Origin of the sequence: Prochlorococcus sp. MIT 1323, from assembly GCF_047304905.1 — a bacterium.
Classification (GTDB): Bacteria; Cyanobacteriota; Cyanobacteriia; order PCC-6307; family Cyanobiaceae; genus Prochlorococcus; species Prochlorococcus marinus_D.
The window spans coordinates 751,765-777,207 of record NZ_CP138973.1; the positions used below are offsets into that span (position 1 = coordinate 751,765).

The 25,443-nt window shown below is 48.3% G+C and carries 31 protein-coding genes and 2 pseudogenes; 14 read left to right on the forward strand and 19 right to left on the reverse strand.

The genetic code is table 11. From position 1 onward, the window contains the following. Nucleotides 1-90: 90 nt before the first annotated feature. Nucleotides 91-1,158, reverse strand: a complete 1,068-nt coding sequence (locus SIB68_RS03515; RefSeq protein ID WP_063400604.1) for a lytic transglycosylase domain-containing protein — start codon at nucleotides 1,156-1,158, stop codon at nucleotides 91-93. 16 nt (nucleotides 1,159-1,174) lie between these two features. Here SIB68_RS03515 and SIB68_RS03520 point away from each other — a divergent pair, with 16 nt between their 5' ends. From SIB68_RS03520 to SIB68_RS03530, 3 genes are read left to right on the forward strand one after another with little or no spacing between them, the layout of a single operon-like run. Beyond that, nucleotides 1,175-1,870: a hypothetical protein gene (locus tag SIB68_RS03520; RefSeq protein WP_063400605.1), complete on the forward strand. Its 696-nt coding sequence runs from the start codon at nucleotides 1,175-1,177 to the stop codon at nucleotides 1,868-1,870. Between the two features lie 43 nt (nucleotides 1,871-1,913). Continuing rightward, nucleotides 1,914-3,242, forward strand: a complete 1,329-nt coding sequence (locus SIB68_RS03525; protein WP_063400606.1) for an O-acetylhomoserine aminocarboxypropyltransferase/cysteine synthase family protein — start codon at nucleotides 1,914-1,916, stop codon at nucleotides 3,240-3,242. A gap of 14 nt (nucleotides 3,243-3,256) precedes the next feature. Next, nucleotides 3,257-4,150, forward strand: a complete 894-nt coding sequence (locus SIB68_RS03530) for a homoserine O-succinyltransferase (RefSeq protein ID WP_063400607.1) — start codon at nucleotides 3,257-3,259, stop codon at nucleotides 4,148-4,150. A 500-nt stretch (nucleotides 4,151-4,650) separates the two neighbouring features. On the opposite strand, the gene SIB68_RS03535 is transcribed toward SIB68_RS03530, so the two are convergent. Next, entirely contained in the window at nucleotides 4,651-6,321 is a 1,671-nt protein-coding gene (locus SIB68_RS03535) for a bifunctional aminoglycoside phosphotransferase/ATP-binding protein (RefSeq protein ID WP_236069009.1), read from the reverse strand. Between the two features lie 103 nt (nucleotides 6,322-6,424). Here SIB68_RS03535 and SIB68_RS03540 point away from each other — a divergent pair, with 103 nt between their 5' ends. Continuing rightward, nucleotides 6,425-7,030: an alpha-ketoglutarate-dependent dioxygenase AlkB family protein gene (locus SIB68_RS03540; RefSeq protein WP_063400608.1), complete on the forward strand. Its 606-nt coding sequence runs from the start codon at nucleotides 6,425-6,427 to the stop codon at nucleotides 7,028-7,030. Between the two features lie 1,313 nt (nucleotides 7,031-8,343). Here the strand turns inward: SIB68_RS03540 and SIB68_RS03545 are convergent. Further along, nucleotides 8,344-8,679 (reverse strand): GRAM domain-containing protein, encoded by a 336-nt coding sequence (locus SIB68_RS03545; protein ID WP_236069011.1) that lies wholly within the window; start codon nucleotides 8,677-8,679, stop codon nucleotides 8,344-8,346. A 136-nt stretch (nucleotides 8,680-8,815) separates the two neighbouring features. Between SIB68_RS03545 and SIB68_RS03550 the strand changes: the two genes are divergently transcribed. Both SIB68_RS03550 and SIB68_RS03555 read left to right on the forward strand, forming a co-directional pair. Next, nucleotides 8,816-9,121: a hypothetical protein gene (locus SIB68_RS03550; RefSeq protein ID WP_236069013.1), complete on the forward strand. Its 306-nt coding sequence runs from the start codon at nucleotides 8,816-8,818 to the stop codon at nucleotides 9,119-9,121. A gap of 66 nt (nucleotides 9,122-9,187) precedes the next feature. Next, nucleotides 9,188-9,520, forward strand: coding sequence for a DUF3303 domain-containing protein (locus SIB68_RS03555; RefSeq protein WP_196757132.1), 333 nt, complete (start codon nucleotides 9,188-9,190; stop codon nucleotides 9,518-9,520). A gap of 205 nt (nucleotides 9,521-9,725) precedes the next feature. Here SIB68_RS03555 and SIB68_RS03560 read toward each other — a convergent pair whose 3' ends face one another. The 5 genes from SIB68_RS03560 to SIB68_RS03580 all read right to left on the reverse strand — a co-directional run bounded on the left by SIB68_RS03560 (nucleotide 9,726) and on the right by SIB68_RS03580 (nucleotide 11,392). Then, nucleotides 9,726-9,971, reverse strand: a complete 246-nt coding sequence (locus tag SIB68_RS03560) for a tetratricopeptide repeat protein (RefSeq protein ID WP_236069047.1) — start codon at nucleotides 9,969-9,971, stop codon at nucleotides 9,726-9,728. Between the two features lie 15 nt (nucleotides 9,972-9,986). Beyond that, on the reverse strand, nucleotides 9,987-10,136 hold the full coding sequence (locus SIB68_RS03565) for a hypothetical protein (protein ID WP_236069015.1): 150 nt from the start codon (nucleotides 10,134-10,136) through the stop codon (nucleotides 9,987-9,989). A 621-nt stretch (nucleotides 10,137-10,757) separates the two neighbouring features. Continuing rightward, complete coding sequence (locus SIB68_RS03570) at nucleotides 10,758-11,042, reverse strand: DUF3764 family protein (RefSeq protein ID WP_063400727.1); 285 nt, start codon at nucleotides 11,040-11,042, stop codon at nucleotides 10,758-10,760. A gap of 23 nt (nucleotides 11,043-11,065) precedes the next feature. Further along, on the reverse strand, nucleotides 11,066-11,146 hold the full coding sequence (locus tag SIB68_RS03575; RefSeq protein WP_074160295.1) for a helix-turn-helix domain-containing protein: 81 nt from the start codon (nucleotides 11,144-11,146) through the stop codon (nucleotides 11,066-11,068). Between the two features lie 69 nt (nucleotides 11,147-11,215). Next, complete coding sequence (locus SIB68_RS03580) at nucleotides 11,216-11,392, reverse strand: hypothetical protein (RefSeq protein ID WP_155724955.1); 177 nt, start codon at nucleotides 11,390-11,392, stop codon at nucleotides 11,216-11,218. A 529-nt stretch (nucleotides 11,393-11,921) separates the two neighbouring features. Here SIB68_RS03580 and SIB68_RS03585 point away from each other — a divergent pair. Beyond that, a pseudogene (locus SIB68_RS03585) lies at nucleotides 11,922-12,452 on the forward strand (transposase); the annotation flags it as partial. Between the two features lie 374 nt (nucleotides 12,453-12,826). Here the strand turns inward: SIB68_RS03585 and SIB68_RS03590 are convergent. The 3 genes from SIB68_RS03590 to SIB68_RS03600 all read right to left on the reverse strand — a co-directional run bounded on the left by SIB68_RS03590 (nucleotide 12,827) and on the right by SIB68_RS03600 (nucleotide 15,028). Continuing rightward, the gene (locus tag SIB68_RS03590) at nucleotides 12,827-13,159 is read right to left on the reverse strand and encodes a DUF3303 domain-containing protein (RefSeq protein ID WP_063400611.1); all 333 of its coding nucleotides are present in this window, start codon (nucleotides 13,157-13,159) and stop codon (nucleotides 12,827-12,829) included. A gap of 835 nt (nucleotides 13,160-13,994) precedes the next feature. Continuing rightward, a complete protein-coding gene (locus SIB68_RS03595) occupies nucleotides 13,995-14,345 on the reverse strand; it encodes a guanylate-binding protein (protein WP_236069019.1) in 351 nt (116 codons plus the stop codon). Between the two features lie 86 nt (nucleotides 14,346-14,431). Further along, nucleotides 14,432-15,028, reverse strand: coding sequence for a hypothetical protein (locus SIB68_RS03600; protein ID WP_063400613.1), 597 nt, complete (start codon nucleotides 15,026-15,028; stop codon nucleotides 14,432-14,434). Nucleotides 15,029-15,492: 464 nt separating this feature from the next. Here SIB68_RS03600 and SIB68_RS03605 point away from each other — a divergent pair, with 464 nt between their 5' ends. Together SIB68_RS03605 and SIB68_RS03610 are read left to right on the forward strand one after the other, a co-directional pair. After that, entirely contained in the window at nucleotides 15,493-15,795 is a 303-nt protein-coding gene (locus tag SIB68_RS03605) for a hypothetical protein (protein WP_063400614.1), read from the forward strand. A 313-nt stretch (nucleotides 15,796-16,108) separates the two neighbouring features. Further along, nucleotides 16,109-16,414, forward strand: coding sequence for a hypothetical protein (locus SIB68_RS03610; protein WP_063400728.1), 306 nt, complete (start codon nucleotides 16,109-16,111; stop codon nucleotides 16,412-16,414). A 694-nt stretch (nucleotides 16,415-17,108) separates the two neighbouring features. On the opposite strand, the gene SIB68_RS03615 is transcribed toward SIB68_RS03610, so the two are convergent. Further along, nucleotides 17,109-17,363 (reverse strand): hypothetical protein, encoded by a 255-nt coding sequence (locus SIB68_RS03615; RefSeq protein ID WP_063400615.1) that lies wholly within the window; start codon nucleotides 17,361-17,363, stop codon nucleotides 17,109-17,111. 212 nt (nucleotides 17,364-17,575) lie between these two features. On the opposite strand from SIB68_RS03615, the gene SIB68_RS03620 reads away from it, so the two are divergent. Continuing rightward, nucleotides 17,576-17,962, forward strand: coding sequence for a hypothetical protein (locus tag SIB68_RS03620; protein ID WP_063400616.1), 387 nt, complete (start codon nucleotides 17,576-17,578; stop codon nucleotides 17,960-17,962). On the opposite strand, the gene SIB68_RS03625 is transcribed toward SIB68_RS03620, so the two are convergent. Then, nucleotides 17,948-18,163, reverse strand: coding sequence for a DUF1651 domain-containing protein (locus SIB68_RS03625; protein ID WP_236069049.1), 216 nt, complete (start codon nucleotides 18,161-18,163; stop codon nucleotides 17,948-17,950). The two genes, SIB68_RS03620 and SIB68_RS03625, sit on opposite strands and share 15 nt — an antisense overlap. Before the next feature lie 30 nt (nucleotides 18,164-18,193). On the opposite strand from SIB68_RS03625, the gene SIB68_RS03630 reads away from it, so the two are divergent. Both SIB68_RS03630 and SIB68_RS03635 read left to right on the forward strand, forming a co-directional pair. Next, the gene (locus SIB68_RS03630) at nucleotides 18,194-18,322 is read left to right on the forward strand and encodes a hypothetical protein (protein WP_268874311.1); all 129 of its coding nucleotides are present in this window, start codon (nucleotides 18,194-18,196) and stop codon (nucleotides 18,320-18,322) included. A 68-nt stretch (nucleotides 18,323-18,390) separates the two neighbouring features. Then, nucleotides 18,391-18,600 carry a hypothetical protein gene (locus SIB68_RS03635; RefSeq protein WP_155724956.1) on the forward strand — a complete coding sequence of 70 codons (210 nt, stop codon included), beginning with the start codon at nucleotides 18,391-18,393 and terminating at the stop codon, nucleotides 18,598-18,600. A gap of 60 nt (nucleotides 18,601-18,660) precedes the next feature. Here SIB68_RS03635 and SIB68_RS03640 read toward each other — a convergent pair whose 3' ends face one another. The 4 genes from SIB68_RS03640 to SIB68_RS03655 form a co-directional block, all read right to left on the reverse strand. After that, nucleotides 18,661-18,828, reverse strand: a complete 168-nt coding sequence (locus SIB68_RS03640) for a hypothetical protein (RefSeq protein ID WP_155724957.1) — start codon at nucleotides 18,826-18,828, stop codon at nucleotides 18,661-18,663. Nucleotides 18,829-19,404: 576 nt separating this feature from the next. Further along, the gene (locus SIB68_RS03645; protein ID WP_063400730.1) at nucleotides 19,405-19,647 is read right to left on the reverse strand and encodes a hypothetical protein; all 243 of its coding nucleotides are present in this window, start codon (nucleotides 19,645-19,647) and stop codon (nucleotides 19,405-19,407) included. 392 nt (nucleotides 19,648-20,039) lie between these two features. Beyond that, on the reverse strand, nucleotides 20,040-20,285 hold the full coding sequence (locus SIB68_RS03650) for a hypothetical protein (RefSeq protein WP_231905994.1): 246 nt from the start codon (nucleotides 20,283-20,285) through the stop codon (nucleotides 20,040-20,042). A gap of 44 nt (nucleotides 20,286-20,329) precedes the next feature. Then, nucleotides 20,330-20,494 (reverse strand): hypothetical protein, encoded by a 165-nt coding sequence (locus SIB68_RS03655; protein WP_155724958.1) that lies wholly within the window; start codon nucleotides 20,492-20,494, stop codon nucleotides 20,330-20,332. A 519-nt stretch (nucleotides 20,495-21,013) separates the two neighbouring features. Between SIB68_RS03655 and SIB68_RS03660 the strand changes: the two genes are divergently transcribed. Then, the gene (locus SIB68_RS03660) at nucleotides 21,014-21,274 is read left to right on the forward strand and encodes a hypothetical protein (RefSeq protein WP_155724960.1); all 261 of its coding nucleotides are present in this window, start codon (nucleotides 21,014-21,016) and stop codon (nucleotides 21,272-21,274) included. A 41-nt stretch (nucleotides 21,275-21,315) separates the two neighbouring features. On the opposite strand, the gene SIB68_RS03665 is transcribed toward SIB68_RS03660, so the two are convergent. Further along, nucleotides 21,316-21,666 carry a hypothetical protein gene (locus SIB68_RS03665; protein ID WP_063400620.1) on the reverse strand — a complete coding sequence of 117 codons (351 nt, stop codon included), beginning with the start codon at nucleotides 21,664-21,666 and terminating at the stop codon, nucleotides 21,316-21,318. 321 nt (nucleotides 21,667-21,987) lie between these two features. On the opposite strand from SIB68_RS03665, the gene SIB68_RS03670 reads away from it, so the two are divergent. Continuing rightward, nucleotides 21,988-24,474 (forward strand): S8 family peptidase, encoded by a 2,487-nt coding sequence (locus SIB68_RS03670; protein ID WP_155724961.1) that lies wholly within the window; start codon nucleotides 21,988-21,990, stop codon nucleotides 24,472-24,474. A 124-nt stretch (nucleotides 24,475-24,598) separates the two neighbouring features. Here SIB68_RS03670 and SIB68_RS03675 read toward each other — a convergent pair. Beyond that, nucleotides 24,599-24,901: pseudogene (locus SIB68_RS03675) on the reverse strand (carbamoyl-phosphate synthase); the annotation flags it as partial. Between the last annotated feature and the right edge of the window lie 542 nt (nucleotides 24,902-25,443).

Sequence of the window (25,443 nt, forward strand, 5' to 3'; positions counted from 1 at the left end):
GGGATTAAAAGCTATTGAGTATTCAAGGCCTAATTCATACTATGTTAGCCATTGATCATCCTCCTGACAATTATGAATTGATCAAAGTGGTTATCTTGGGCTACTTGCTGGAAACTTCCTTAAATAAGTAGACACAGGAATTGGCTTGTTTTGATTATAACCAACAGGCAGCCATAAATCCCCAGCATCAATGTCAAAGTGAATTTCCCAATGATAAAGGCCAGTGAATGCGCGCGGATCTTCCTTCAATAATGCTGTGTATTCGAGCACGGCCCTTCCGTAATGGTCGCTATTGTTATATCCCCACAACCCTTTACGGATATCTTGCAGCCCGCCGCGGCGTACTAGATAGCGCGCGGCTGCCTGAATCGCGTCATGGGGGTCACGGATGTCCCCTTCTCCAATACCATTCTCTTGCCAAGTTGTTGGCAAAAACTGCATCGGTCCTTGAGCATTAGCTACAGAGACACCATCGATGCGGCCCATTCCTGTCTCAACAAGGTTCACTGCCGCCAAAACTTCCCAATCGATACCAGTTGAACTTTCTGCTTTGCGGTAATAGCTCAATAACTTCTCTGCAGGCTCGGGCGGAATGATTCTCCAGGCCGGCATTAAGCGAGGTCTAAAGGATCTCCTGTGCATCGCAAGAAACTCACGCCTTGCGACTAAATGCCGTTCAGCCACATGACGCCAACGGCTCGGCAAGTGAGCCAGCACCTGATTAGAAGTGGGTAGATCCTTAGACAACACCCGGTAGATGAGCTGTTGTTGATGGCCAAGGCTTGGGAGATCTTCTTTAGGTGTTGATGGTTGAAGCAGCGCTTCTTCTACCTCTTGAAGAAGATCCGCAAGCTTGATCGGATCATCTGGAACGATGGGGTAATGACGCCCATCAGCCATACGTGGCCGATCGGCATCGCTTGGCAGAATCGGACTTTTTGATGCGGATTGGCGTTCCGCCACAAAAACATTCGTGGTACTTAGTGACTTCAAAGCCAAGCTACCCATGAGGCTTAGAACCCCAGCGCTGAAAAGCATTAGAGCCAGGTGGCGTTTCCCCATGACAACCAACTCAAAGGCAAAGATGACGCTACCGGAACTAACCAACAAAGGCTCGATGGCACTGATCAGCCCGCCGCCGCTTACGCTGCCGTCCATTACATGAAACCCTCGCGTGGCCAAGGAATCCACTCACCGAGCTGATGAGCTCAAAGAACTTGGCTGGTCCAGCGAGGACGTAGCCCGCTATACGGAGCTATGGGACTACCGGCAGCGTTGGGGTGCAATGAACTTGGAGCGAGAGGACCGCCAGTTCCTAAGAAAGGCTGAAGCCGCTCTGCCAGCAATCATCACTGGCAAGGCTGCAGCCAAAAAAGCCACTGAGGACAAGTCTTATTACCGCAGGCTCCGCTTCTATCTCCAGGCCATGAATGAAGCAGAGTTAGCTCTCGCACTTGAAGAGAACGCTCGTGGCGCATGGCCGATCCTGCTGGAAGAAGAATTGCGAGCTCTCGACTATTACGAACCTGTTCTCGGCCTGCCAGACACCCTCAAGGCCAAGAAGTTCGATGCTGTACGTGAATCGATTGCTAACCGTGCATCAAAGCTTGCTGATGAGCAGGGCCTTGTGGTGAGTTTTGATTTCCAGGCCCCCCTCAACACTCTCAAAGCTCAAGAGCCGACAAAATGGCGCCAATTAAGAGAAGAAGACACTGCTGCTGATCAGAGCTATCCAATACTCAATGCCTCTGTGGTCGAAGGATTCCGCCAGGAAGTGAGGGCCGAATTGGTTCCCTTGATTCGCGAGACACTGCCATCCTTAGCAAAGACAGATAAAGCTGATCTACCTGACGACTGGAACCGCGCCTGAGACTAAGTTGCTAGAAAGAAGGGACCTTCCTGTTTACGTGTAGTTGACTTCACATCGCTTCGAAACCCTCCAGCTTCATGCCGGCCAGGTAGCTGATCCTGTCACGAACTCACGGGCTGTACCCATTTATCAAACCAGTTCGTATGTCTTTAATGACGCTGAACATGGTGCCAACCTGTTTGGTCTTAAAGAATTCGGCAACATTTACACCCGTCTAATGAACCCCACGACGGATGTGTTTGAAAAGCGTGTTGCGGCTCTTGAGGGAGGGATTGCTGCTGTAGCGACAGCTTCCGGACAATCTGCACAGTTCCTGGCAATTACAAACTGCATGCAGGCTGGTGACAATCTTGTCTCAACATCCTTCTTGTATGGAGGAACCTACAATCAATTCAAGGTGCAGTTTCCCCGCCTTGGCATTGATGTGAAGTTTGCAGATGGTGATGATGTTGATAGCTTTGCCACACAAATCGATGCCAACACAAAAGCAATTTATGTGGAGTCGATGGGGAACCCTCGCTTCAACATCCCAGACTTTAAAGGCCTTTCAGGCTTAGCAAAAGACATGGGAATCCCCTTAATTGTTGACAACACCCTTGGAGCAGCTGGTGCTTTGCTTCGGCCCATAGAGCATGGCGCTGATGTGGTAGTGGAAAGTGCCACCAAATGGATTGGAGGCCATGGCACCAGCCTTGGTGGAGTGCTTGTGGATGCTGGCACCTTTAACTGGGGCAATGGCAAGTTCCCACTGATGAGTGAGCCAAGCGCGGCATATCACGGTCTGGTGCACTGGGATGCTTTCGGGTTCGGCAGCGACATCTGCTCCATGCTCGGCGTTCCAAGCAATCGCAATGTGGCCTTTGCACTGCGAGCTCGAGTTGAGGGACTGCGCGACTGGGGAGCAGCTCTTAGTCCATTCAATTCATTCCTACTTTTGCAAGGGCTCGAAACACTAAGTTTGCGAGTGGAGCGCCATGCATCCAATGCCATGGATCTTGCTACATGGCTGCAGGATCATCCCAAGGTTGCCAGTGTCAACTATCCCGGCCTGAAAAATGACCCATACCACGCACAAGCCAAAACATACCTAACGAATCGAGGCATGGGATGCATGCTGATGTTCTCCCTTAAAGGAGGCTTTGATGATGCCGTGAGCTTCATCAATGGTCTTGAATTAGCTAGCCATCTCGCCAATGTTGGTGATGCCAAGACCTTGGTGATTCATCCTGCATCCACCACGCATCAACAACTTTCTGCCCAAGAGCAGGAATCTGCAGGAGTCACTCCCACAATGGTTAGGGTATCTGTTGGCCTTGAACACATCGAAGACATCAAGGCTGATTTTGAACAGGCCCTAGCGGCCATCAGCTGAGACGGGAGGCATCGATGGCGCTGATCCTGCCACGCAGTTATCACAAGATCGCCGCGGTGGAGAAGAACCGGATCTCATGGATAGAGCCGGAACTTGCAGAACGTCAGGACATCCGGCCATTAAGAATCGGAATCCTCAACATCATGCCCCTGGGCAAACAGTATGAATTCAATCTGCTGCATCCCCTAGGGCTTTCACCTCTACAGATCGAACCGATCTGGATAAGGCTACGTAGCCATAGCTATAAAACATGGGACCTTGCTCATCTCGATAATCTCTATGTGAGCTGGGAGCAAGCTATGGAGCCTAATCCTCTTGATGGTTTGATCATCACTGGAGCACCAGTTGAACATCTGCCATTTGAGCAGGTGAACTACTGGCCAGAGCTAGTAAAAATCATCGAAGAGGCACGGCAGAACTGTGCAAACACGCTTGGCTTGTGCTGGGCTGGTTTTGCCATGGCCTATCTCGAAGGTGTCGATAAAAAGTCATTTAGCAAAAAGTTATTCGGGGTGTTCCCAATGCGCAGCTTGGTCCCCGGCCATGCCCTGATGGGCACTCAAGACGATCGATTTGTGTGTCCGCAGAGTCGCCATGCTGGGTTGCCTGATAGCGCAATGGAAGCGGCACAACGGCAGGGACGTCTACGTTTACTGGCCCATGGTGAGAAGGTTGGCTACACAATCTTTGAATCCACCGATCAACGCCAACTGGTTCATCTTGGCCATCCGGAGTACAACGCGGGGCGCCTGTTAACAGAGATGGAACGTGATCAAGCGCGAGGTGATGTTCAGCCCCCTGAAAACTTTGATCCAGACAACCCTCTAACTCTATGGCGATCACATCGAAATCTACTGTTTCAGCACTGGCTATGGTTCTGCTATCAAAGAGTAAGCTTGCTTGGCTGAAATGTTGTCAGGGTGACGACATATAGAAAAAACAATAACCAAAAGAGTCAAGAATTCTCTCTCAATGGACCGTCAAAAGCACGAAATCTAGGGGATCTTCCTCATGCCTCGCTCACTTTCTACGACTTGTAAATATAATCAAGGTAAATCCATTTGGCGCAATCAAGAAACTGGCAGACATGAAACAAAATGTCGTTATCATGAACGATATGCGAAACACCTTAAACCATCATTTATACAAAAATAGAACAACAGAGAAGATCTACAGAAAAGAGAAAAGGTTTTGTTGATTATGAAACCTAGAACCTGAGAAGATTGCTGACTCTGAATGGTCAATGAGCTAAAAGATAAGATCAGCAAATCATATTGTAGTTAAATTTCCTGTCTTGGTCCTAGAGTAATACAAAAGCAGAAATCTAAAGCCAAAGATTCTTCACCGTTTGTCCCCACAAGACAACCAAAGTCATACTCTATGGCAAAAGCCAAGTGTATCGGATGCACTAACGATTCAGCAAAACACGCAAACGTTCTAGGCCAATGCTGATCGGAGTTTTTTCCGTAAACCTAACCGTCAAGTCTTGCTCATAGGTTGTTAGAGGTTCAATCCACGCTTTCTGCAGTTCACGCACGCTTAAATCTGCCTCAGAGGGGTCAGTTCCATCCCCCATCCTTGTAGCGATACGCTGCTGAGCTGTTAAATCACTACATTCACAGGCCACGATAGCAATCGGGCATCCTTGTTGACGCGCCAATACAAACATTCTCTGTCGTTCTCGTTCGCGTAAGAAGGTGGCATCGACAATTGTGGTGTAACCACTGCTCAAGCAACTTTGAGTCAATGCCGGTAGGCATTGATCAAACAACCACTGGGTAACCTCAGGTCGATAAGGGTCTCCTTGAAAAAGTGGTGTAATGCCACCACTTGTCATCGATCCTTTCTCAAAGCCAAGCAGCTTTTGAAGTGGTCGGCGACCGAAAGCACGCTGACGTTCGACATCTGAACGCAAGCGTACTGCTGGCAACTGCTGATAGAGCTGCTCACTCAAAAAGGATTTACCACTGCCGCTGAGTCCATGCATCAGCACAATACCGGCTGATTTTGTTTGCTGGACCTCTCTTGCCCGCTGAATGTAGAGGTTGAGATCCTTAAGCAGCCGTTGAAGATGTTGCTGATCAACAGAGTGATACTGACTCTGGGAGCAGAGTTGCTGCCATTGCAGGCCACTCACCTTGGCGCGCACAAGCGCTCGGTAAGCCGAATACCAAGGCCAAAGATCAAGAGCCTTGTAATCGCCGGTGTGCTCAAGCCATTCGTTGAGTATCACCATGGCATCACCCTGATGATCGTGTACCTCAAAATCCATCACTAGAAAGGCCATTTCACTAATCGGATCGATCCAACGAAGACTTGGATTAAAATCAATGGCATCAAAGACTTCTAAACGTTCATCGTTATTTAAGTGTATATTGCCGACATGAAGATCGCCATGGCATTCGCGTATGGCTCCTGCGTTGAGTCGTTCTTTAAAACGAAAAGCCAGTTCTGGCTGAATCCTCTTAATCCAAGCTCGATGCTGCTCAAGCCAAAGCTCTAATGGCTCAGGAAGTGTTAACTGATCCAACACACGCAAATTGGCATGAACAGGATTGATTACCGCATCAAATCCACCAAAATCTCCATCTGCAACGGCCGTTTTGACACTGAGATGAAACTCTGCAAGATCGAAAGAAAGTCTTTTTAGGGATTCAGTCTTCAAAACCCCATCACTCAGATATACACTGAGAAGACGAGAGGCAGGGAACTGACGCATCTTCACAGCAACCTCAACCACACCATTGATGGATGGATCATTCGATTCAAAGTTTTCATCGAGAACTTTGGCGCCATCAACTGATTCGAGAATCCTGGTCACACCTAGATAAAGGTCTGGAGCCAAGCGACGATTTAATCGCAGTTCCTCTTGGCAAAAATGCAGGCGTTGCTTCAACGTGGTGGCGTCTACAAAGTCAAAATGCACAGCTTTTTTGAGCTTGTAGGCATAGGAACCGGTCAGAAGCACCCAGGAAATGTGGGTCTCGACAAGCTCCACAACCTTCACCGGATGTGGATAAGCCCCTGGCTTCATTAATGCCTGAATCAAAGCGGGTTGGTTTTGCTTGGTCGTGGTCACCCGCGGAGTGTTTCAGCTATGACTCAACACTGGCATCTGTGACTACTCTCCGCCATCTATAAAGCCAACATGGTTCTGTTCAATGATGTTGGCTAGGAGCTCAATGGCACAGCCATCACAAAGACACGGTTGGGCAGAAGTTCGCCCTTGGACGTGGATGGCCAATTGGTTGAACTGCGCTGATGCTCGATCCTGGCTGCATCGACTACAAGACGGTGTGGCCTGGGAGCAACCGGTTGTTCGAGTCTACGGACGTGATCATGTTGTCCCACGACTGACGGCCTTCATGGCAGCTGAGGGGGTCAACTATCACTACAGCGGTGTAAGCCATCGCGGCGAAGGATTGCCTGATTGGCTCTATCCCTTGCTCAGACGAGTGAATGCGGCATGCAAGGAAAACTTCAACGGTTGTTTACTGAATCTCTATCGCAATGGCAACGACCGCATGGGTTGGCATGCGGATGATGAAGCTGAGATTGAACCAAACACACAGATCGCTTCCTTGTCACTGGGAGCAACAAGGGATTTCTGTTTAAAGCATCGCCATCAACCGTTGCGGGAAGTGCTTAATTTGCAAGGCGGCGATCTGTTGATTATGCACCCTCAATGTCAAAAAGAATGGCTACATGCGTTGCCGAGACGAAAGAGAGTGCTTCAACCAAGAATCAACCTTACCTTCCGTTGCTTTATCAAAAGCCAAGGCCTATAGCTCATCAGAATACTTATGGGAGATTAATTGCATTTTTCAACCAAATCGGATGCAAATAAATAATATCGATTGCCATGGGATTGAACGCTTAAAAGGGCTCTCATTATCTGGTTGGTTGCCGGTTGCCGGTTGCAGCTATCAGGCCACATCAACTGCAGCAAAAGAAAACTGAGAATGTTTTACGACTGAACATCAAAAAGCCCCGCCATGCTGCGGGGCTTTTGTTTATTTGATTTCTCCTCCTGGGGCGGTGGCGACTTTTTGTTTTCATCCTTCACCGCTATCGATAGGTTCTCTCAACCTCTTGCAAAACGCAGTGTCCTGTCTCAATGCCACTGGTGAGCCTGAACACAGGCTGTGGATGTGATGAGTTCTATCTAATGGCGGCGCCAAAATCTGCCCACGAAGAAGGGCACCCGCGTTGGATGCCCTCAAGTCCAGGACAGGTTTTCAGGGTCTCAACGTCCTCGGACTCCTGATCTAGGTCTAAGCAAGCAACAACAAGGCGTCAGTAGGAAGAATTGCCCCTTTCCGCTTTTCCCACACGGTGGCTAGCAATGTCCTCTTCCAGTGGACATCGGCATCAGTGAACTTTTTGATGCTTTGCGGGCTTCAGTTCCTTAAGAAGCTCTCGCAGCCCGACTAGTGCAAGCAAAAAGCTGATCCCCATGACAACCACAGCAGGTGTGTCCATGCCCTGAAAAGCGAAGCATTTCTCTAATAGCTACCTCTTGGCTTGGTTGGGATGAGAGCTTTTACTCATTATTTATTCTGGGTTGTACTGACCGAGGAGTAGAACAGAACGGCGGCACTCCTCACACAGTTTGTCGTTGGGCGCTACTCGATGAGGGCGCCCTTTTCTTATGCGCCTGTGATCAATGCTTGAAACAAGGGCAAAGAAGTAGCGGGGGCCCTGCTAATTATCTGCGTCGATCCATCAGGCAAGTTGCACTTCCATGACTGGGTTTTGGTATCTGAAGGCTTGGCTCAGCCTGTTACGCTATTGGTTGGAAGTGGAGAGGATTTCAGCGAGAAACTGGTAGGTCCATCGCCGTCCTAGTTGTTAGTGGCGGCGTATTTGGCTATCTCCGCTCCGCACCTCTCAAAGGACTGTTGAACAGGGATATGCCTTGATCCGTGAGGACATCGATAAGGCAAATATCCAAAGAACAGATCTTGTTGCTCAAGCCATTCATCTAATGATGGAGAGCGCAAGGGTTGCTTTAAAGCAGAACAACCCCGGTGCTGTTGTTAGCGCTGTAGCCCAATTCGACAAGTTATGTGGGTTAGGAGTGAGGAAATAGTTAGGGGCCTTAGTTCTGTCCCTCTTTTAATTTATTGATTTCATTGATCCAAGGAGTTCTTCTAAGCAGAATGAATTTATCTTCATGGCCTGAACTAGAAGTCACGGCTAGCGTGTTGGGAAAGATAGGAATAAAGCCTAAGAATTTTGTCCACTCCTTTCTTAGCCTATTGATTTCAGAAATTGAGAAGATGGTTACTCCTGTTTGAATGTTGAGCGCATGTGACTCAAAAATCAATCTTGCTGTGGTCAGGTAAAGCATCCCTCCAACGGTCTCAATACCTCTTTGATGGTTTGCCTGCGATTTCTTGACAAGCTTCTCTCCAGCCTCAAGAACAGTCTTCACGCAAGGAGCCATACTAATTTAAAATCACACTAGCTTCAATTAAAGAAACTTCAAGCCCTCTTTAGTTAAGTCCTAAGAAGTTGTTGCCTTACCGATCCACCCAAAAGATCACCGGCGAATGTTGAATACGCATAGGTTGAATACGCATAGATATATCCATGCCAATCCCAAAGCGGCTGGGGTAAGGAAAGGCTTTGATGACCCCTATCCCAATTATGGCCACTACAGCAGATTGAAGGCAGACGACATAAGTAAATGGAGCGCTGCCTTTTTAAAGCTCTCGCCCACTCTGAATGTTTATGCCAGGGGCTATGAGCGTTTCTGCCAGCGTTATCGCCATCACAGCAAAGCTGCTCCCAAAAGCCATTGGGCCAGTCGCATGCTCAAACGACTGGTGAGCAGTGCCAGCCCCGCTGGTAATCAGATCACTCCTCCTGGCTGAAATCTCCGATTTTCAGGGCATCGGGACTATCCCAAAACACACAAGTGGTCCGTTGCTAAACAGAAGATGCTTTGCCTCAACGCAGTGCAGCATTACCTGATTGTCTGGACTTTCCCCACTGTTGAGGGGGCCTGGGAGTCGTGCCCTGGATTTGCGGACTACATCAACGCAGGAGGACCTGGCGACAAATTCGAGGGCTTTGAGCTGAAATATCGCGTCTGCGAACCCGTGAGTGGAAGTGGGGTTGCCATCGCAGTAGCTAGCGATATCGGAAAGGTTTGGGCCCACCTCGGCCCTTGGATTAAAGGCTATGGCATCCAATTCGAGGTCACGGCTGTGGTTTCAGATGCAGAGTTCGCAGCAATGTGGCCTGGCGTGGAGGCTGCTGCTGTCGAATAAAGACCCACATGCAGCAGACCGGCTGGCTGCTGATGGACGCCAGCAAGAGACAGCTCAACCCGTGTCAGGAGCAATGGTTGAGCTAATGGCAGCAGCGATAGGGAAACAGCAAGTGCCGTTCTTCTGCGTGGCATCTGCTGGGTGCTGCTGCTATAAGTTTGAGTGGTGCCATTGATTCGGTCTGGTGGGGATATTTCTTGTCCCCTCATCGCATATTGCGGCACCAGGCACCATCTTCTCTGTTTAACCATTGTGCTGTTGATTGACTTCCAAGAGATGCTGCTTTCTTGAAGTCATTACAAGCACTTTGATAATCTTTTAATTTCCACGTGGCATAACCACGATTGTTGTAAGCGAAGACATCCTGCGGATCAATCCTTATTGCCTCGCTGTAATCAGTAATTGCCCCTTGATTATCTCCTAAATTGTACTTGGCAAGACCACGGTTGATGTAGGCATCGGCATATTACAGATCAATCTCAATTGCCTTGTTGAAATCAGCAATTGCTCCTTGATAATCTCCTAATATAACCTTTGCATTACCGCTCTTTTTGTAGAGAACAGCACTTTGAGCATTTGCTGCCTGGGTTGAAAGCAGAACCACACCAGTTGCCAAAGCAGCATTAGATCCCAGTAGCAGCGGTTGACCCAGCTGCAGCAATGACAGGGCAGCAGCAAGTGCAGTTCTTTTCCGTGACATCGGGTATGTGCTGCTGACTTGAGGGTAGGTCGGTGGGCTGTCGGGATCAGAAGTGGGCTGTCAAGTCTTAAGCCTTTTTCTCTTCACTTTTTGCTCCTTTGCATTCGAGCCATTCACCGCAACAAAAGCATCAGCCAGATCGCAAGTCATAAACCTGACAAAGGTACACATATGAACTTCCAAGCTACGTCCAATCTCATCTGCCATTTGTTTTGGGTGTAAACCTCTGGCATGTTTCTGGTTTCAGCCACTAGGTCAGATCAACTGCATGAATGGATAAAGAATGAGATGTTTCTCCTTTAAAAGCTCTGCCTAACGCAGCTGGAGTAATAGAACTGTCTGGTTAGTGCCAATAACTTTCAAAGCTGTTAGATCTAGATCTAAAGAAAGCCACTACAAACCCCTTGGGCTCGAGGGGGCATGGCCGGGATTGCCCGGATGAGGTGGCTTAGGGTCCCTACTTTCTCGGGCCCCGCAAACGATTGAGAATCAATAAAGCACTAGCCAACCTCCTAGTGGTGTTGGTTGAGCCGTTGCCTAATTATCGATCCATTGAGTAATTGCTGTTTCGTCATAGATATGACCACTTGATTCAATCATGACTTTTGCCTCAGGGTCATTCCACATGCCCATCGCAACTCCCTCCTCTGCTTGGAATATCACAATCGCTCTTGATGAATCTTCTTTGTGTAAGCCTCTGTACAGAGATGTGATTCCACCTGCTTTCAACATTGCTTTGTTGTCTTCACTGTCGTAAACAGCTCTCCACTCGTCAAAGGTTTTACTGATTTTGAAGTCAAACACGGTGGTTTCGATTGCCATTACCAATGAAAAGTTTCGACCAATTAGACCATGCTTACCCACCTCCTAGCTGTACGCGCTGAACATTGATAGCGCTCTGCGATCTGTTGCCAGCTGGCGCCCATGCATCGATAGCACTCCCTCAACGCTTAGTGAGGGTTGAAAATGCATCCCCGAAAAACTGGAATCCAATTTCAGTTCACCTGTGCAGTTCCTGCATTCAACTGTGCATAAAGATCTGCTGTTGCATCTGGCGTGAAGCGGGCATAGCTACTTAGGTGCACCTCAATGGTGTGACCCATGGCTTGGGCAATGTTCGCTGTCGGTAGACCTGCAGCATGCGACGCCTTGGCGTAGCGATGGCGAACCAAAGATTCATTTGATGACAACCATTATAAAATGGATTCCCGCAAAGAAGATACTGGAATGAGTGCTATTCGCTCAGAAAGAACAGACTCGATAATGAAATGCATATAGAAAACCTTCCTGAGACTGACTAAAGAGTTCTGATCGGAGATAGGAGTACATTCTATTGCAGAATTAACGGCACACATTGCCTTGAAGTTAGTGGTTCGGTCCATCGTGAAAGCTCCGTATCGATGTCTATAGCCTCACCGCAAGAAGTCCTCAAAGCCCTGAGTTAGATCATCTCGCGCTGTGAGATTGGTCACTGCTCTAGTGGCGCGCTAGCAATGACTTCAGTGAATCCATACCCTTCTGGTTCTGCTGATCAGCAATTGGTTATTGCCTTAGATCACTCGCTCTGCCCCATTTATTTGAACCTTTACGGAATGACCACTTTTTGACGTCATGAGAAATAAGACGCCTTATAGAGAAAAAGATAACATGTTAACAGCGCAATATTTGGCGATAAGTGGAATAACAGCGCTGAGGCTGTAGATGTTCGAGCAAGTGAGGGCAAAGGCGGGAACAAAACGCTTACTGCTATCTGGGTGCAGTTTTCATATCACGCTGCGTTGCAATAGCAGACAGTTCTTGATTGCTAAAGGGCTTAGGCGTGATGTGTTGTTGGCGGTACTTAAAAAGGCCAAACAGAAGTTTGCCGTGAAGGTTTATGGGCTGTGCCTGATGGCTAATCATCTTCACTTGCTCATCAAGCCAACCGATGCCAAGGATTTGCCGAGGCTAATGCACTGGTTCGCGTGGTATTCCGCCATGGCCTTGAACCGCTTGAGTGGACGTTATGGGCACTTCTGGGAGGCAAGGTATTTCTCAACGCCGATCCACCCCAAAGACCACAGAAGAGAGTTGAACACCTTGAGGTATATCCATGCCAACCCAAAAGCGGCTGGGGTAAGGAAAGGCTTTTATGACCCCTATTCCAACTATGGCAACTACAGCAGGTTGCAAGCAGATGGCATCAGCGAATGGAGCCCTGCCTTTTTAAAGCTATCGACAACGCTGGATGGATCAAGAGTATTTCATAAGGATTAGATGGAAAGATTATATATATAGTCACTGCTAACTCAGACAAGAGAAAGGGACCTGCAGGTCCCTTTGAACGTGATGTTGTATCCCAGCAAACGACAGCAGATGGGTCCCACTCCATCTGCCGCTAGCGATCACTCCTCAGCACCCTCTAACTTTTTGGCTGGCTCAGCTTCTGGGAGTGCAGCATGGAGTTCGCCGATCTGAAGGAAGACTGCTTAGGGGTACCAGTCTCCTTCAAGTCTTCCAGTCATTTCTAGATGCTGAATGCGATAACAAATTGTCTTCTCTTGAACAGAACAGCTATTAAATGAACCCCGCATTTAGCGGGGTCATGACTTGTTTGTTTGATGCTATTAAACAGCACTGCGGGGTGGAAGCTTAGCAAACAGATCTTTGTGCGCATCAACTACATCTTGACAGCTCATAACAGGGGTAAATTCCATCACAATTCCGAATTGAGCGCGCCAGGGAGCAAAATGTGTGAACAGCTGTTTGTCGCTCTCTGCCCTGCACAGGATGACGACACGCCCTTCGCCTGGCGCATGAACACGGAAAAGGAGTTCAAAACCTTCAAATTTATCTTCCTTTGCCATGGCTCCACTTTCCCATAGCTCAATGAACTGGGCATAGGCGGCTTTCTGAAGCTCAATATCTTCGAACTGGGCATCACATAGAAAGAGTTGCATTGTCTGTGAGTCGAACAACTTTACTTTCTACATGAGCAAAAAGATGTTTTAACAGTTCGTTAGGATATTAAGACTCAGCTCTTTACCAGACAGAACTTGCCGATGCGAATTTAAGTCTTCTTTTGCAATCGCAAACCCAGTAGCTTGGGAAATAGCTAGAACATCGGCATCTTCTGCGTTTAGCTGTTCATGTAGTGAGCTATGTGCTTAAACTTTGGCTATGAATACCTTGAGTCGTTCTCCTGATATCGATTCTTAATCTCTGAATATGTCAGAGCAGAGAATCAACAAAAAGCCCCGCCATGATGCGGGGCTTTTCCTTATTTATTTTCTCCCCTTGGGGCGGTGGCGACTTTTTGTTTTCATCCTTCACCGCTATCAATAGATTCGCTCAACCTCTTTAAAAACGCAGTGACTTGATTCAATGCCAGCGGTGAGCTTGATCACAAGCATCAAGAACATATCCATTTTCTCTGCAATTAGCACAAATAACTGACATGAAGAAGGGCACCCGCGTTGGATGCCTTCAAGTCCAGGACAGGTTTTTAGAGTTTCTACGTCCTCGGACTCCTGATCTAGGTCTAAGCAAGCAGAAACAAGGCGTCAGTAGGAAGAATTGCTGCTTTCGATCAAGCGTGTCTAAATACCCCAGCACTACCCTTTCGCACCACTCAGGCGCTGGATCGCACAAGCATTTTTATGCTGCTAAAAACACAAAAAAGGACCCCGAATCAAGATGGGGGGGGGAGGTAGGCGTTTCGTTTGAAAGCGGGTTTTCCCAGCCCGCTGTATCCCTAGAGACCAATCCGAATCCCGCATCACCCGGCGCTAGCGGTCACTCTTTGTTGGCAGCTAACTCTTTGTCTGGCTTGGCCTCTGGCAGGGCAGGCTGCAATTCGCCGATTTGCTTTTCAAGCTCTTCAACAACTGAGAGTTGGTCGAGCTTGCGTGCTTCAAGACGGGCAACGTGCTCAGCATTTTGACACTCCTGTGCAGCTTTGTACTCCGAGTCAGAGATCACAACAACGCGATCACGAGGGATGCTGTAGCCGAATGGAACGTCAAAGACGGAATCGAATAGTGAATACAAGAATGCTCTCCTCAAGACCCCTACAGTTTGATACAGCTGGATGATGCGGCCGAACCAAAAAGGTCGTGAGAACCATGGCCGGTCGGCGTTAGACATCTCCTCCTCAACGGCTCGTGTACTGTTTTCGCGAATATCAGCTTGAGTGCTACAAATAAGCCGTTAGAGACCTTTCTATTACCTGGTCATACTGGTCGTCTGCCATCAACTTGAACCAACAAACTTTCATCTTCAAAAAGTACACTAAATGTTCCATCAGCCTGTTCGTAAACTTCACCAGCAAGTATGTCAACACAACAGCCATTAATCTGGAACGTTACTGCTGCAATATTGACCGAGTCGAATTTCTTGACAGTGACTGATTGAACCTTGCCAAGCGGGAGTTCAGCAACCTCACGCGCTCTAAAAATACTTGGCACCTCAATACCATCCATAACTACATAGTTTTCTTGCTTCCAGAGAGGGCCTTCGACTGACTTGGTTACCCCAATCCCCCATGCCTGGTCATTTTGAAAAGTTCGAATGGAATGCCACTTTGCATCAGCGCAAAAATGCAGAAACAGACCAAACTGTAGAAAAGGTACTGAATCGTGATACCAAATCAAAGCCTTATCTCCGCTCCCCAAACTTGGTTCATTCAAGGCCATTTCGGCGCCATACCACTTCGAAACAACACAACCCTCGAAATTCTTGAACCTGGCATGGTGGCTGTAGCTCCACCAAATGCTCCTCACGTCAGCAATCAAACGAGAGGGCTTAAGTGAGTTAATCCAACCAGACATTCAATAAGCATAGATCATTAAGGTTATTGTCGCTGAGATGATTCACATGATGAAGGCCTTCATGAAAGAAGGCTTTCGCACAGGTCAGCTCAACTCAGTCATTGGAGCCGCGAATACGTTTTCGCGTGTGGCCAAGCTCTAAGAACGATCAGACGGACTAGATCAAGCAAAAGGCTGATCTACAATATGAATTCAATTAGCTGCCCCAAGTGAAGATGCGTCCTTTTGCGATAAGTGGAATAAACCAGTAGACCCAGCTGTCAACCTAACTGCAACATAGCCGTAGCCAAAGGCGCAAGCTGAAGACTCTGTAAAGGCATCACCTTGCTTCATTATTAAGCGGTGTGATCAAGCTCACAGAAGTGATTGACTGAGATCATCGCATCTGTTGCTGATTTGGGAGATGGTGTGTTTGTCGGCGGAAGAAATTCCAACGAATTTAAACACACCACTCATTTTTAATCATGACTACATTTACAAACCAGACCAGCCAAGCTGAATTTGAAGCACTCGTTATGAGTGAGCTTGAAGACATGGAGCTTACTCCTGAACAACTGGCATTCATAACCGGTGGAGGCCTCTGGAGTTGGATCAAAAAAACAGCTAAAAAAGTAGGTGACAAGATCGAAAAAACTTTTGGAGACGGAGACGGTAAGCATGAATGGAGCGATTATGCCGATGAGGCTTTATGGGTCATCACAACGATTGCCGGGGCTAATGGTGTTGTGGCAGACGAAAACGGCAAGCCCTGCACCGGTAGACTTTAATCAACATCTTAATTTCTTAGCCCCGCCATGAGCGGGGTTTTTTTATTGCTTACCCGTACAGCTACTACTGCTGTTGAGTGTATTTGATGCCGTTGGCTTTACACATGGCCTTTAAATAGCCTTCATCGCCGGGTCTTAGCCCTTCATACGCGTAGACCAGCTTCGTCTAGACGTATAAGCCAAGTAGACCAATGATCATCGAGAAGGATCTTTAAGCCTGAGGGGCTAAGCCCAGGCGTGGCCTGGATAGGACCTGCTGCTCATCTTCAACAAGCATTAATGTTGGTTGTGCTTGTATTCATCGATACTCAAGATAGAACGAGCTGTTTTGACAACGGTGGTTTTTTCGCAAGCGATCCAAACCAAACCTCTCACTTATACGTCGCCTGCGGCACGTGAACGTGAAATTTACTTCTCATCTGCAAGGAATTTGGCCAACGCTCAGTTTCAACTGGCTGATGCTGAGCTGACGCAGAGGTTATGGCAGGACGTGAGCGATCGCGATCTTGATGTGGATCGGGTGCTCAACCTGATGTATGGCTGCTGGTTCCACGACGATGCGGAAGCGATGATCGATGCAGACGAGGCTTATCTCCAGAGCGGACGTGCGGAAGCTTGAGGACACATCAACTGCAGCACTCATCTATTTAAGGGTTTGTGCCTACACAGATCAAAAAGCCCCGCCATGCTGCGGGGCTTTTGTTTATTTGATTTCTCCCCCCTGGGGCGGTGGCGACTTTTTGTTTTCATCCTTCACCACTATCCATAGATTCACTCAACCTCTTGAAAAACGCAGTGACCTGGCTCAATGCCAGCAGTGAGTTTGAGCACAAGCAACAAGAACATGTCCATTTTCTCTGCAATTAGCACAAATAACTGACATGAAGAAGGGCACCCGCGTTGGATGCCCTCAAGTCCAGGACAGGTTTTCAGGGTGTCTACGTCCTTGGACTCCTGATCTAGGTCTAAGCATGCAGAAACAAGGCGTCAGTAGGCAGAATTGCTCCTTTTGAGCAAGCGTCTCTAAATGCCCCCGCACTACCCTTTCGCACCACTCAGGGGCTGGATCGCACAAGCATTTTTTGCTACTAAAAACATAAAAAGAACTGCCCGAATCTGGATGGGGGATTCAGGTAGGCCTTGTCTTGTTAACGACGATCTCAATAGCCGGTTCTATCACTTGAAGCCTTTACCTTGCTTATCAGCAACTGGCCGACTCAGACAAGAAAAAGGGGCCCGCAGGCCCCCTAGAACGTACCGTTGTATCCCAGCAAACGACGGCAGATGGGTCCCACTCCAGCTGCCGCTAGCGGTCACTCTTTTGTGGCCGCTAACTCTTTGTCTGACTCAGCTGCTGGTAGTGCAGCTTGGAGTTCGCCGATCTGCTCATTGAGGCGCTCAATCACCTGAGAGTGATGCTCTTTGCGAGCTTCAAGTTTGGCAACTTGGCGCTCATTTTCTTGCGCACGTAGCTTGTTGTACTGCGAATCAGGGATCACAACAACGCGATCACGAGGGATGCTGTAGCCGAATGGAACGTCAAAGACGGAATCGAATAGTGAATACATGATTGATCTCCTCAAGACCCCTACAGTTTGACTCCACCAGAATGTTCAACCGAACCAAAAGGGTCGTAAAAACCAGGGCCGGTCGGTGATAGACATCCCGTTTTAAACGTCTCTGGTACGGTTTTCGCGACTAAAAATCGATCGTCTCCTCAAGCGCTAACAACAGCGTCTTCGCTTAACCAAGATTCAACGCTTGACTCTTCGACTAGCTGTTGTTCTCCTCCTCAGCAAGAGGAGCTTCGAGCCGTTTCTTTGCTCTTTGTGCTGTTCGCTTCCTGTTCGTGCCTCTTGTGGCCATGCTGAATACAGCAAACGTTTGTCAGTTCTCCGGTATGGAATTGAACGGTGGATATGTAGGCCTTGCGATCATTTGCCTCTATTTCGCTATCTGGCCGTTTTTTGGGATCGCCAAAGAACTGGGGTGGTTCAGAGCAACAAAGGAGATCAGACTTTCACAGGAAATCAGCCTAGACACTGAATCAGGACGCGATCACAGCCCAATCAGTCGGGATGATTCATTCAAAAGGGATCTGGAGAAGACCTTCGCTCATAGCCCTTCACAGGTCTCAGATGATTGGAGGCCATTACCAGGAGGGTGATACGACCCTTACTACTAGTGGGATGCCGTGGCCATCCAGCCCTCTTCTTGCTGTCTTTTTCGATAGCTCCCTGACCTCATCCACTTGAAGGAAGATCCTCTTGGTTTTTAGGAGGGCCGGCTCGCCTTTCATCGGCCGGCCTTTGATCACTTCAATCTGGAGATCTAAAGAGCTACAGCCGAGAACATCTTTAAAACGCAGATACCAATACCCCTTTGGGTCAGATCAACAGTGCGTCTTGCCATTCCTGACCGCCCTCAGCGTCGAGACCTACGTTTCAATACTTATGCACTACTGAAGCCCAGCGCTAAAGATGCTCTGCGCTTCTACGGCCCTGACGTTTCTCAACAAGGGAGCTAAGACAAGAAGAGACTGGTCAGAACCTATGGAGGACAACCTTGTTCAGAAAGAATTGCTTTATCTATTCGGTGGGATCGTTGCTATTGGTGCTGCTGGCCTCCTGGCCTGGTTCCGTTCGGGCAGGAGAGGCGACGGCTGATGGTGAATCTGAGCAGATGGCACAGGCGCAGGCGCAGCGAAAAGTCCCTCAAGGTAAAACTGTCACTGACATGTCTTGCACAACAATTGCTGTCGCCATGAGCACGCGCTATCGCTGCACGGCCACTTGGGCTGATTGAACGTCCAAATGAAAACCCCTAGCACTTGGTGTGATCTCATCACTTGTTTTGGGCAGTCAATCACTGAAACCCTTTCGTGTTCTTGGGAACAAATTGTTTTTGCTTCGGTTTCTTGTCGGCTTTCTTGTCCCTTTGAAGCCAGACAGCTAGACCACCACCACTAATAACACCGAGTGCAACCAGCAGATAGGGCAAATTGTCGCCTGCTTGAACAGCGGTGTCTTCCATAGTTTTCGAGGTGTCTCCTGTTGTCCTAGCTCTTTTAGGGGCGGGGAAGCACTTAGAACACTTACCCAGTTACATCAAACCCATGAGGCCGAGCAAGTCTTTTGAGCTGAACACTATGAGTTTGGGCCGTCAATCAGCCGTCCTCACCGTTCCCTCCAAAACGCCAGGCAAAGAAGGCAGCAGCACCAATAGCAACGATCCCAATCTCAAATCGATAGAGCCTCAATAGTTCTGGTGGCAAAGGGTTTTAGGCGGATTGTCTTGTCCTAACTCCTTTGTTGAGAAACGTCAGGGGGCGTTGAAGAGGGTCACCCCTTGGCAATGGGGCTTAGGCACTAACGAAAGGCTCCTGATGGTGAGGGGTGCGCATGGCCAACTTTTTACAGATGAACCAAAGCCGAATTGGGAACGCCAAGTTCACCTGCAATGCGTTCAGCTGTAACTGCTGCGGACTGCTAACAGAAGGGAGGGCGACTCCTGGTGTGGAGTTCCCTTCGATAAGCGGCGAGTTGCGGCAATACTTAGCTCCTCGTCTGATGTCTAAGAAGCTACGGCAGGTTATTCGGCCTCTCTATCTCAGCAAACTGATCTGGATCGGCTGGTCTCCAGAACATTCAGATAAAGCTGCTCGTCAATTTCTCGGATGTCGTACTCCGTTGGCTTTACTCCGTGAGCATGCTCATGAACCACCATCCAGCAGCTGCGCTCCAACTCCCCGCCTGCACTTGCCGAAAGCTCTAAAGCCTTAGTGACAAGAGCGTCTAAAACTGCCGGGTCTGGTTCTGTCAATTCCAGCTCTCGATTAGCACACATCATCATGCTGAGCAGGCAGAAATACACCAAGGCTTAGCGACTGCGAGAAGACTTGCTGGCATGCAAAAAAGCCCCACCCTCAGGGCCTTGATCCAGCAACTCCCTGATGTTGACACGTCTAAGAACAGCTTTGATCAAATCCCGATATGTCATAAAAACCAGGCCGGCTGATTTTGATGGGCTGCCTCGAAGGCCCATAGCGGATCACAAGCACGCAAGCAAAGGACGGCCCCAGCAAGTACCGCCCATCCACGCTGTGTGAGGAGTGTCGTAGCTCTATTCTACTTCTCCAAAAAACCTTCCTTAGAAGAAGAACAGGTACAAGCACTCATCCCTTAATAGTGATGGATGTTGCTAGAGCGTGTGTCGAAAGGACAGGGCCTCCTCCGGGGGGCTTTTTATTGGCCTTTTTTGGACAGGGCCATGTAGTTGGTCATGTTGGTGAGCTTGTCTTCCAGCCTTTGCTTGAGCGTGTCGTGAGCTGAAATGACATTCTTGAGTAGAACTCGCATCTCCTCAATGTCATCTAGTGAATCGACCTGAGAGCGTGCGCTCTCGATCGTGCCGTGTGAGGCCTTCTCAAGCCCCACCCAATTCCTCAACACTGCGTCACCCCTGGATGTATCAAATGTAGCTCTGAACACAAGGGGCAAGGTGTGACACCTCGACCCGCAATGGCTGAAACCGCTCACCCTTTGGTGTCTGGCTTCGCACAAGAGGGCAGATCTCGACCCTCCCATGACACTCCAGGAACTTCAGGATCAGTCCTTAGCCTTTGCTCAGGACGAGAAATTAACCAGAACCCAAGCCATCCATCAGCCTCACCATTGCGGTGATGGTCCATAAGGTTCATGCCGACAAGTCAGCCTTTGGTTTGTTCACGGTGAAAACGCCTTCAAGGTTATGGCTGGCGAGATTAATGACGACAAGCGGCTCCGATTTCTGGTTTGACTAGTTTTAAAAAAGCGAAGATCTGCAGGCCCCACGCCTGGGCCTTTTTTATGGGGTTCCTAAAGAATCAACTGCAAAATCGGTGACAGATCCAAGGCACGTCGAGTTGCTGACTCAATAAGACAAAAAAAGTGTCCGGGATTGACAACAAAAAACGGGAAAGTCCTCGATGGTTGCAGAAGTCGCCACGGAAACGATGTCCAGAAGCGCTTGGCTCAAGCCCCCAACTCGCTGCTCGGCAGCCTCGACCTGGCGGTCCTTTTACCAACCGTCAAAACAGACGTCGCCCTCACAGTCCGTGATTACTTCAAAGGATTCTTCGTCTATTCCCGAGGACAACTCGACGTCTCCAAAGTAATCCCGTTCATATAGCCCCCACCCCAGTGGGAATCGATCCCCTATTGAACCCACTTCAAAAACGGTGACAGACTTAGCGTCGCCCGATAGGCCAGGACATTACATGCGCTTCCTACTGATCGCAGCTGCAACGTTGATCTTGACGGTGGGTCCTGGTATCAGGGCTTGGTCTTCTTCTGAAGAAGATCCCTGGATGCAGGGAACTGTTGAGTGGAGCAAGCCAATAAACCCCCCCCGCACTTGGCGGGGCGTTGATGTTTTTGTCGGGGGATTGATCGCGCACAACACTTCGCGCCCTGCTTTGCCCATCGAGGGTGTTGTATAGCTTTCAGCCAAAGCTTCAGGCTCCCCGACGATGATTTCAAATCAGACCAAAGTTATCTGATCAGCAGAGGCAATGCCTGCCAAGAGCATGAGCTGATCGCCATCAGTGCTGGTGAACATCTGTCCGTTGCCGAACTGACTCCAACTACCAGTCATACCAAGCTGAACCATGTCTTCGCCTGGGATGTAGTCCTCGACGGTGACGAAGCCATCGCCACCAACACCGCGAAAGGTGTCGGCACCTTTATCGCCCCAGGCATTGCCCTGGCTGACGGCAAGAATGTCATTATCAGCTGCGCCCCTATATGTAACTCCAGCAGCATTACCCGTCAACACTTCATTGCCGTTGTTGCCATTGACCAAGGTGCCGATAATCGCGTCAAAGACCTCCATCGTGTCGCTATCGGCGCCGCCCAGATAGCGATTATTGATCAGCAGTCACAACAACTGCAGCGACAACTACAAGCACAGGTTACAGAGGCTGTCATTGGCTGAAAAAGCAAGCGGTAACAAAATAGAACGATGAAAAGCAAGGCTATTGATAGGATTAGTCTCAAGACTGATCTAGAAAAATCAGATTCACCATTCACATCACTTCTAATCGATCGATGTGCACAAATAAAGGTGTGACCTACGTCACGATTGAATGAGAGCAAGTTCGCGGCTCAAAAAGTTCTAGATCACATCTAAAGTCATGACATTGATCGAGATTGATTGAGTCATTCAAAAGGCATAGCCTTTTCTCCGGTCATGAAAAGACTCTTCAGAAGTATCCGCTCAAATAACAAGCAATCAGAGCGCAGAGACTTCATCAGTGAATCACTCAATTTAGCAAAACCAACAGACAGTCAGAACACTCATCTTGGCGCGGGGCATTCAAGCCATTATTACTCCAATAGTGGCGAGGTGACTGAACAAGAGCAGCCCTTTGACCTCGAAGCCAAGGGAGCCTCAAATGCAAACAACACAACCAAAGATTATTCTCGCGACAGTAGACTATCTTTTGAGAGGCAAGAAACATTCAATGTTCATCATTCCACAAGACTGGAAGATCCGATTACAGGCAATCAACATGGCCAAAATACATTTGGCCGACGCCTAAGACAGCCATTCCGTTCATTCAATCAGCAAGGTTTCTCTTCCAGGGCGAATCAGAACGATCGCGATGAATCAACTGATGAATTCAACCATCAAGGCCAATTCGAACGAAAGTCAAATAGGTTTTCCTTCGGAAAGCTAAACTGGATGGCAGGAAAAGCCCAACAGGGGTTACCAGAAGATCGTACAAGTGGTGAACATGAAGCTGGCGAAGAAGGTGGTTCACGCAACCCATTTAGCAAAGGTTTTGATCGACACTCATTCAGACATAACCCACGACCATACGATGTCGATCTAAGCATCAGCATCAAGCCATGGGACTTTAGTGTAGGGAGTCTATTTGATTATGGTTATACCCGTATTTATGATGCATCACACGACGGCACGAAAAAAGAAGTCTTTGAAGATGGTGCTATCAGAATTAATTATGATGGTGATTTCTTAAATGATAATAGGTTGGATTTCTCAGATGTTTTTGGCTGGAGTTGGGGCCCATGGGCAACAATGAAGCTTGGCAATGTTGAAGCTCAAGTAAATGCAACCCACACCACTACAGGAGAAAGTGTTGATCTTGGATCATACACACTAGACCTATCAGAAGATCGATTCCTTGTCGATCTTAACGGCAAGATCGATGCTGCGGAAAGCTTCCTCGATAGACGCAGTAACTGGGACTTTGATGTGGATATTGATGCTGTATTCGGTGGCTGGAGAGAGAATATAGAAGACTTTGATGAAACATTAACAATGATTGATGCTCTTGACTGGAGTACATTTGATGGTGACATTGAAGCCAACACTTTTACTTATCATGATCTAGATGCATTATCATGGGTAGGTTCACAATTTGATTCAGGTAGAATTTACAAAGCTCGTGGTGGAACCGACGAACTAATACTCAATGGTATTGATAGTGCAGACATCAAGAGCTTCAATGGCGAAACCTTCAGCGGTTTGACTGATTACACAACGATCGGCGAACAGGCCATTTATCAAGGCACAGCTTTCGACATCTTGAGCCTCAAAAATGGAGATGAGATTTATCTACAAGGTTTTGAGAGGATTACCACCGAAGACGATAGCTACCGGATTAGAGAAGGAATGAGCGACAGTACAAAAGAACAATGGAATCTACAAGCCATGGATGCAGGAGGTGCTTGGCGATTCAACAAAGGTTCAGAAGATGTTGTTCTCGTATCTCTGGATACTGGTCTTAATGATGTTGCAGGAAGTGCAACTGATGCTCATGATGAAATTGATCATGTTGTCAACCAAACCGGCAAGTCAAATAACTCCCATGGACATCGAGCCATGAGTGTGATGGCTGCCAAACATGATAGTCAAAACTTGGCAGGTATTGCTCCTGGAAGTGAACTTTGGGCCTACAATGTTTATGGTGGAGGTGATTCACTCTACGATTCAATTGAAGATGCCAAAGATCAACGCAATTGTAGTCAAAGACTAGTCTTTCAAGGTGGTATTCAAGGTGAAGGTTGGTGGACCCATGGCGCAACCAAGGCAGAAATGCAAACTGCTCTAGATGAAACAGCAGATTATGGCTTCTTTGCCATCGCAGCCGGCAACGGTGGCCCAGGTGGCAACCTCGATGACGACGACTATCTAACTAGTGTTTCAGGTCTAGCCAAAGCACAAACTACAAATGACAATATTGCTAGTGTCGGTGCTCTGAAGTTCACAGGCACAGAAGAAATCGATGCTATTACTGGTGGTTCACTTACTAATGTGACAGGAACTGAACTTGCTGGTTATTCCAATAGAGGCGATAACCTTACATTAGTAGCACCAACTGATAGCAAATCAATTGATGTAAATGGCACAGTTCGTAGCTTCGGCGGAACCTCGTGTGCAAACCCCAATGTAGCTGGAGTTGCTGCTCTTGTTTGGAGTGAAAATTTATCTCTAACTGGCGGAGAGGTTAGAGATATCCTGACAACAAGTGCCATGGATTTAGGAGCTACAGGGCGTGACGACACCTACGGTGCAGGCACAATCAATGCTGAATCTGCAGTTCGTCGCTCTCATGCTCTCTCAGTCGATAATGAATTAGCGAGTCTGTACAGCAATACGGATTTTCTAGCTTGATTAATAACACGATCTAAGCGCTTCTCCTTTCATCGCCCTGGGCATATGTCCAGGGCTTTTTTTGGTAATAATGAGCCTCAACGCACTTCCAGCGTATCAACAACAACAAGAATACCGTTGCCTAGCTTGAGTAATTACCGCGGTCAGCGAAGTTGGCATTGGCTAAAGCATCATTGAACCAAACGCTGTTCTCACCAACGGCAATGGGAAGGAAAGCGCCAATGCCTGCTTGATTGGGTGTGCCTGCTCCTTGCAGCGCACCTTGAAAACCCCAGTTGAACTGAACAGCATCTTTGAGGTTGATCTCCATCACCCCAAGATCTGCTGCACTGCCGTCCTCTTGAGCAGCGACTGGCTGGAGCGGAGCGCTCGCTAAGGCAAGAGCAGCAGCAGTAAGCGATAAGGAGAGGCGGAGGGAACGCTGCACGGGGATTGAACGTTTAAAAAGTCACTCATTATCTGGGATGTTTTTGACTGCAGCCATCTGGCCACATCAACTGCAGCAAAAGGAGATGGAAGAACTTTGATGACTAACCATCAAAAAGCCCCGCCATGCTGCGGGGCTTTTTGTTATTTATTTCATCCCCCCTAAAGCGGTGGTGACTTGTTGTTTTCATCCTTCACCGCTATCAATAGATTCACTCAACCTCTTTAAAAACGCAGTGACCTGGCTCAATGCCAACAGTGAGTTTGAGCACAAGCATCCAGAACATATCCATTTTCTCTGCAATTAGCACAAATAACTGACATAAAGAAGGGCACCCGCGTTGGATGCCCTCAAGTCCAGGACAGGTTTTCAGGGTTTCAGGGTTTCTATGTCCTCGGACTCCTGAACTAGGTCTAAGCAAGCAACAACAAGGCGTCAGTAGGCAGAATTGCTCCTTTTGATCAATCGTCTCTAAGCCCCTCGCAATACCCTTTCGCACCAATCAGGGGCTGGGCTGCAGGTCTTTTTGTAGCTGCTAAGAA

Excerpts from the sequence above, each read along its gene's own strand:
- SIB68_RS03515 (WP_063400604.1), bottom strand. The coding sequence starts at position 1,158 with ATGGACGGCAGCGTAAGCGGCGGCGGGCTGATCAGTGCCATCGAGCCT.
- SIB68_RS03530 (WP_063400607.1), top strand. The coding sequence starts at position 3,257 with ATGGCGCTGATCCTGCCACGCAGTTATCACAAGATCGCCGCGGTGGAG.
- SIB68_RS03540 (WP_063400608.1), top strand. The coding sequence starts at position 6,425 with ATGGCACAGCCATCACAAAGACACGGTTGGGCAGAAGTTCGCCCTTGG.
- SIB68_RS03555 (WP_196757132.1), top strand. The coding sequence starts at position 9,188 with ATGCTTTGCCTCAACGCAGTGCAGCATTACCTGATTGTCTGGACTTTC.
- SIB68_RS03570 (WP_063400727.1), bottom strand. The coding sequence starts at position 11,042 with ATGGCAATCGAAACCACCGTGTTTGACTTCAAAATCAGTAAAACCTTT.
- SIB68_RS03575 (WP_074160295.1), bottom strand. The coding sequence starts at position 11,146 with ATGGGCGCCAGCTGGCAACAGATCGCAGAGCGCTATCAATGTTCAGCG.
- SIB68_RS03590 (WP_063400611.1), bottom strand. The coding sequence starts at position 13,159 with ATGCAACTCTTTCTATGTGATGCCCAGTTCGAAGATATTGAGCTTCAG.
- SIB68_RS03595 (WP_236069019.1), bottom strand. The coding sequence starts at position 14,345 with ATGTCTAACGCCGACCGGCCATGGTTCTCACGACCTTTTTGGTTCGGC.
- SIB68_RS03600 (WP_063400613.1), bottom strand. The coding sequence starts at position 15,028 with ATGTCTGGTTGGATTAACTCACTTAAGCCCTCTCGTTTGATTGCTGAC.
- SIB68_RS03605 (WP_063400614.1), top strand. The coding sequence starts at position 15,493 with ATGACTACATTTACAAACCAGACCAGCCAAGCTGAATTTGAAGCACTC.
- SIB68_RS03615 (WP_063400615.1), bottom strand. The coding sequence starts at position 17,363 with ATGTATTCACTATTCGATTCCGTCTTTGACGTTCCATTCGGCTACAGC.
- SIB68_RS03640 (WP_155724957.1), bottom strand. The coding sequence starts at position 18,828 with ATGGAAGACACCGCTGTTCAAGCAGGCGACAATTTGCCCTATCTGCTG.
- SIB68_RS03645 (WP_063400730.1), bottom strand. The coding sequence starts at position 19,647 with ATGATGATGTGTGCTAATCGAGAGCTGGAATTGACAGAACCAGACCCG.
- SIB68_RS03655 (WP_155724958.1), bottom strand. The coding sequence starts at position 20,494 with ATGAACCTTATGGACCATCACCGCAATGGTGAGGCTGATGGATGGCTT.
- SIB68_RS03665 (WP_063400620.1), bottom strand. The coding sequence starts at position 21,666 with ATGGAGGTCTTTGACGCGATTATCGGCACCTTGGTCAATGGCAACAAC.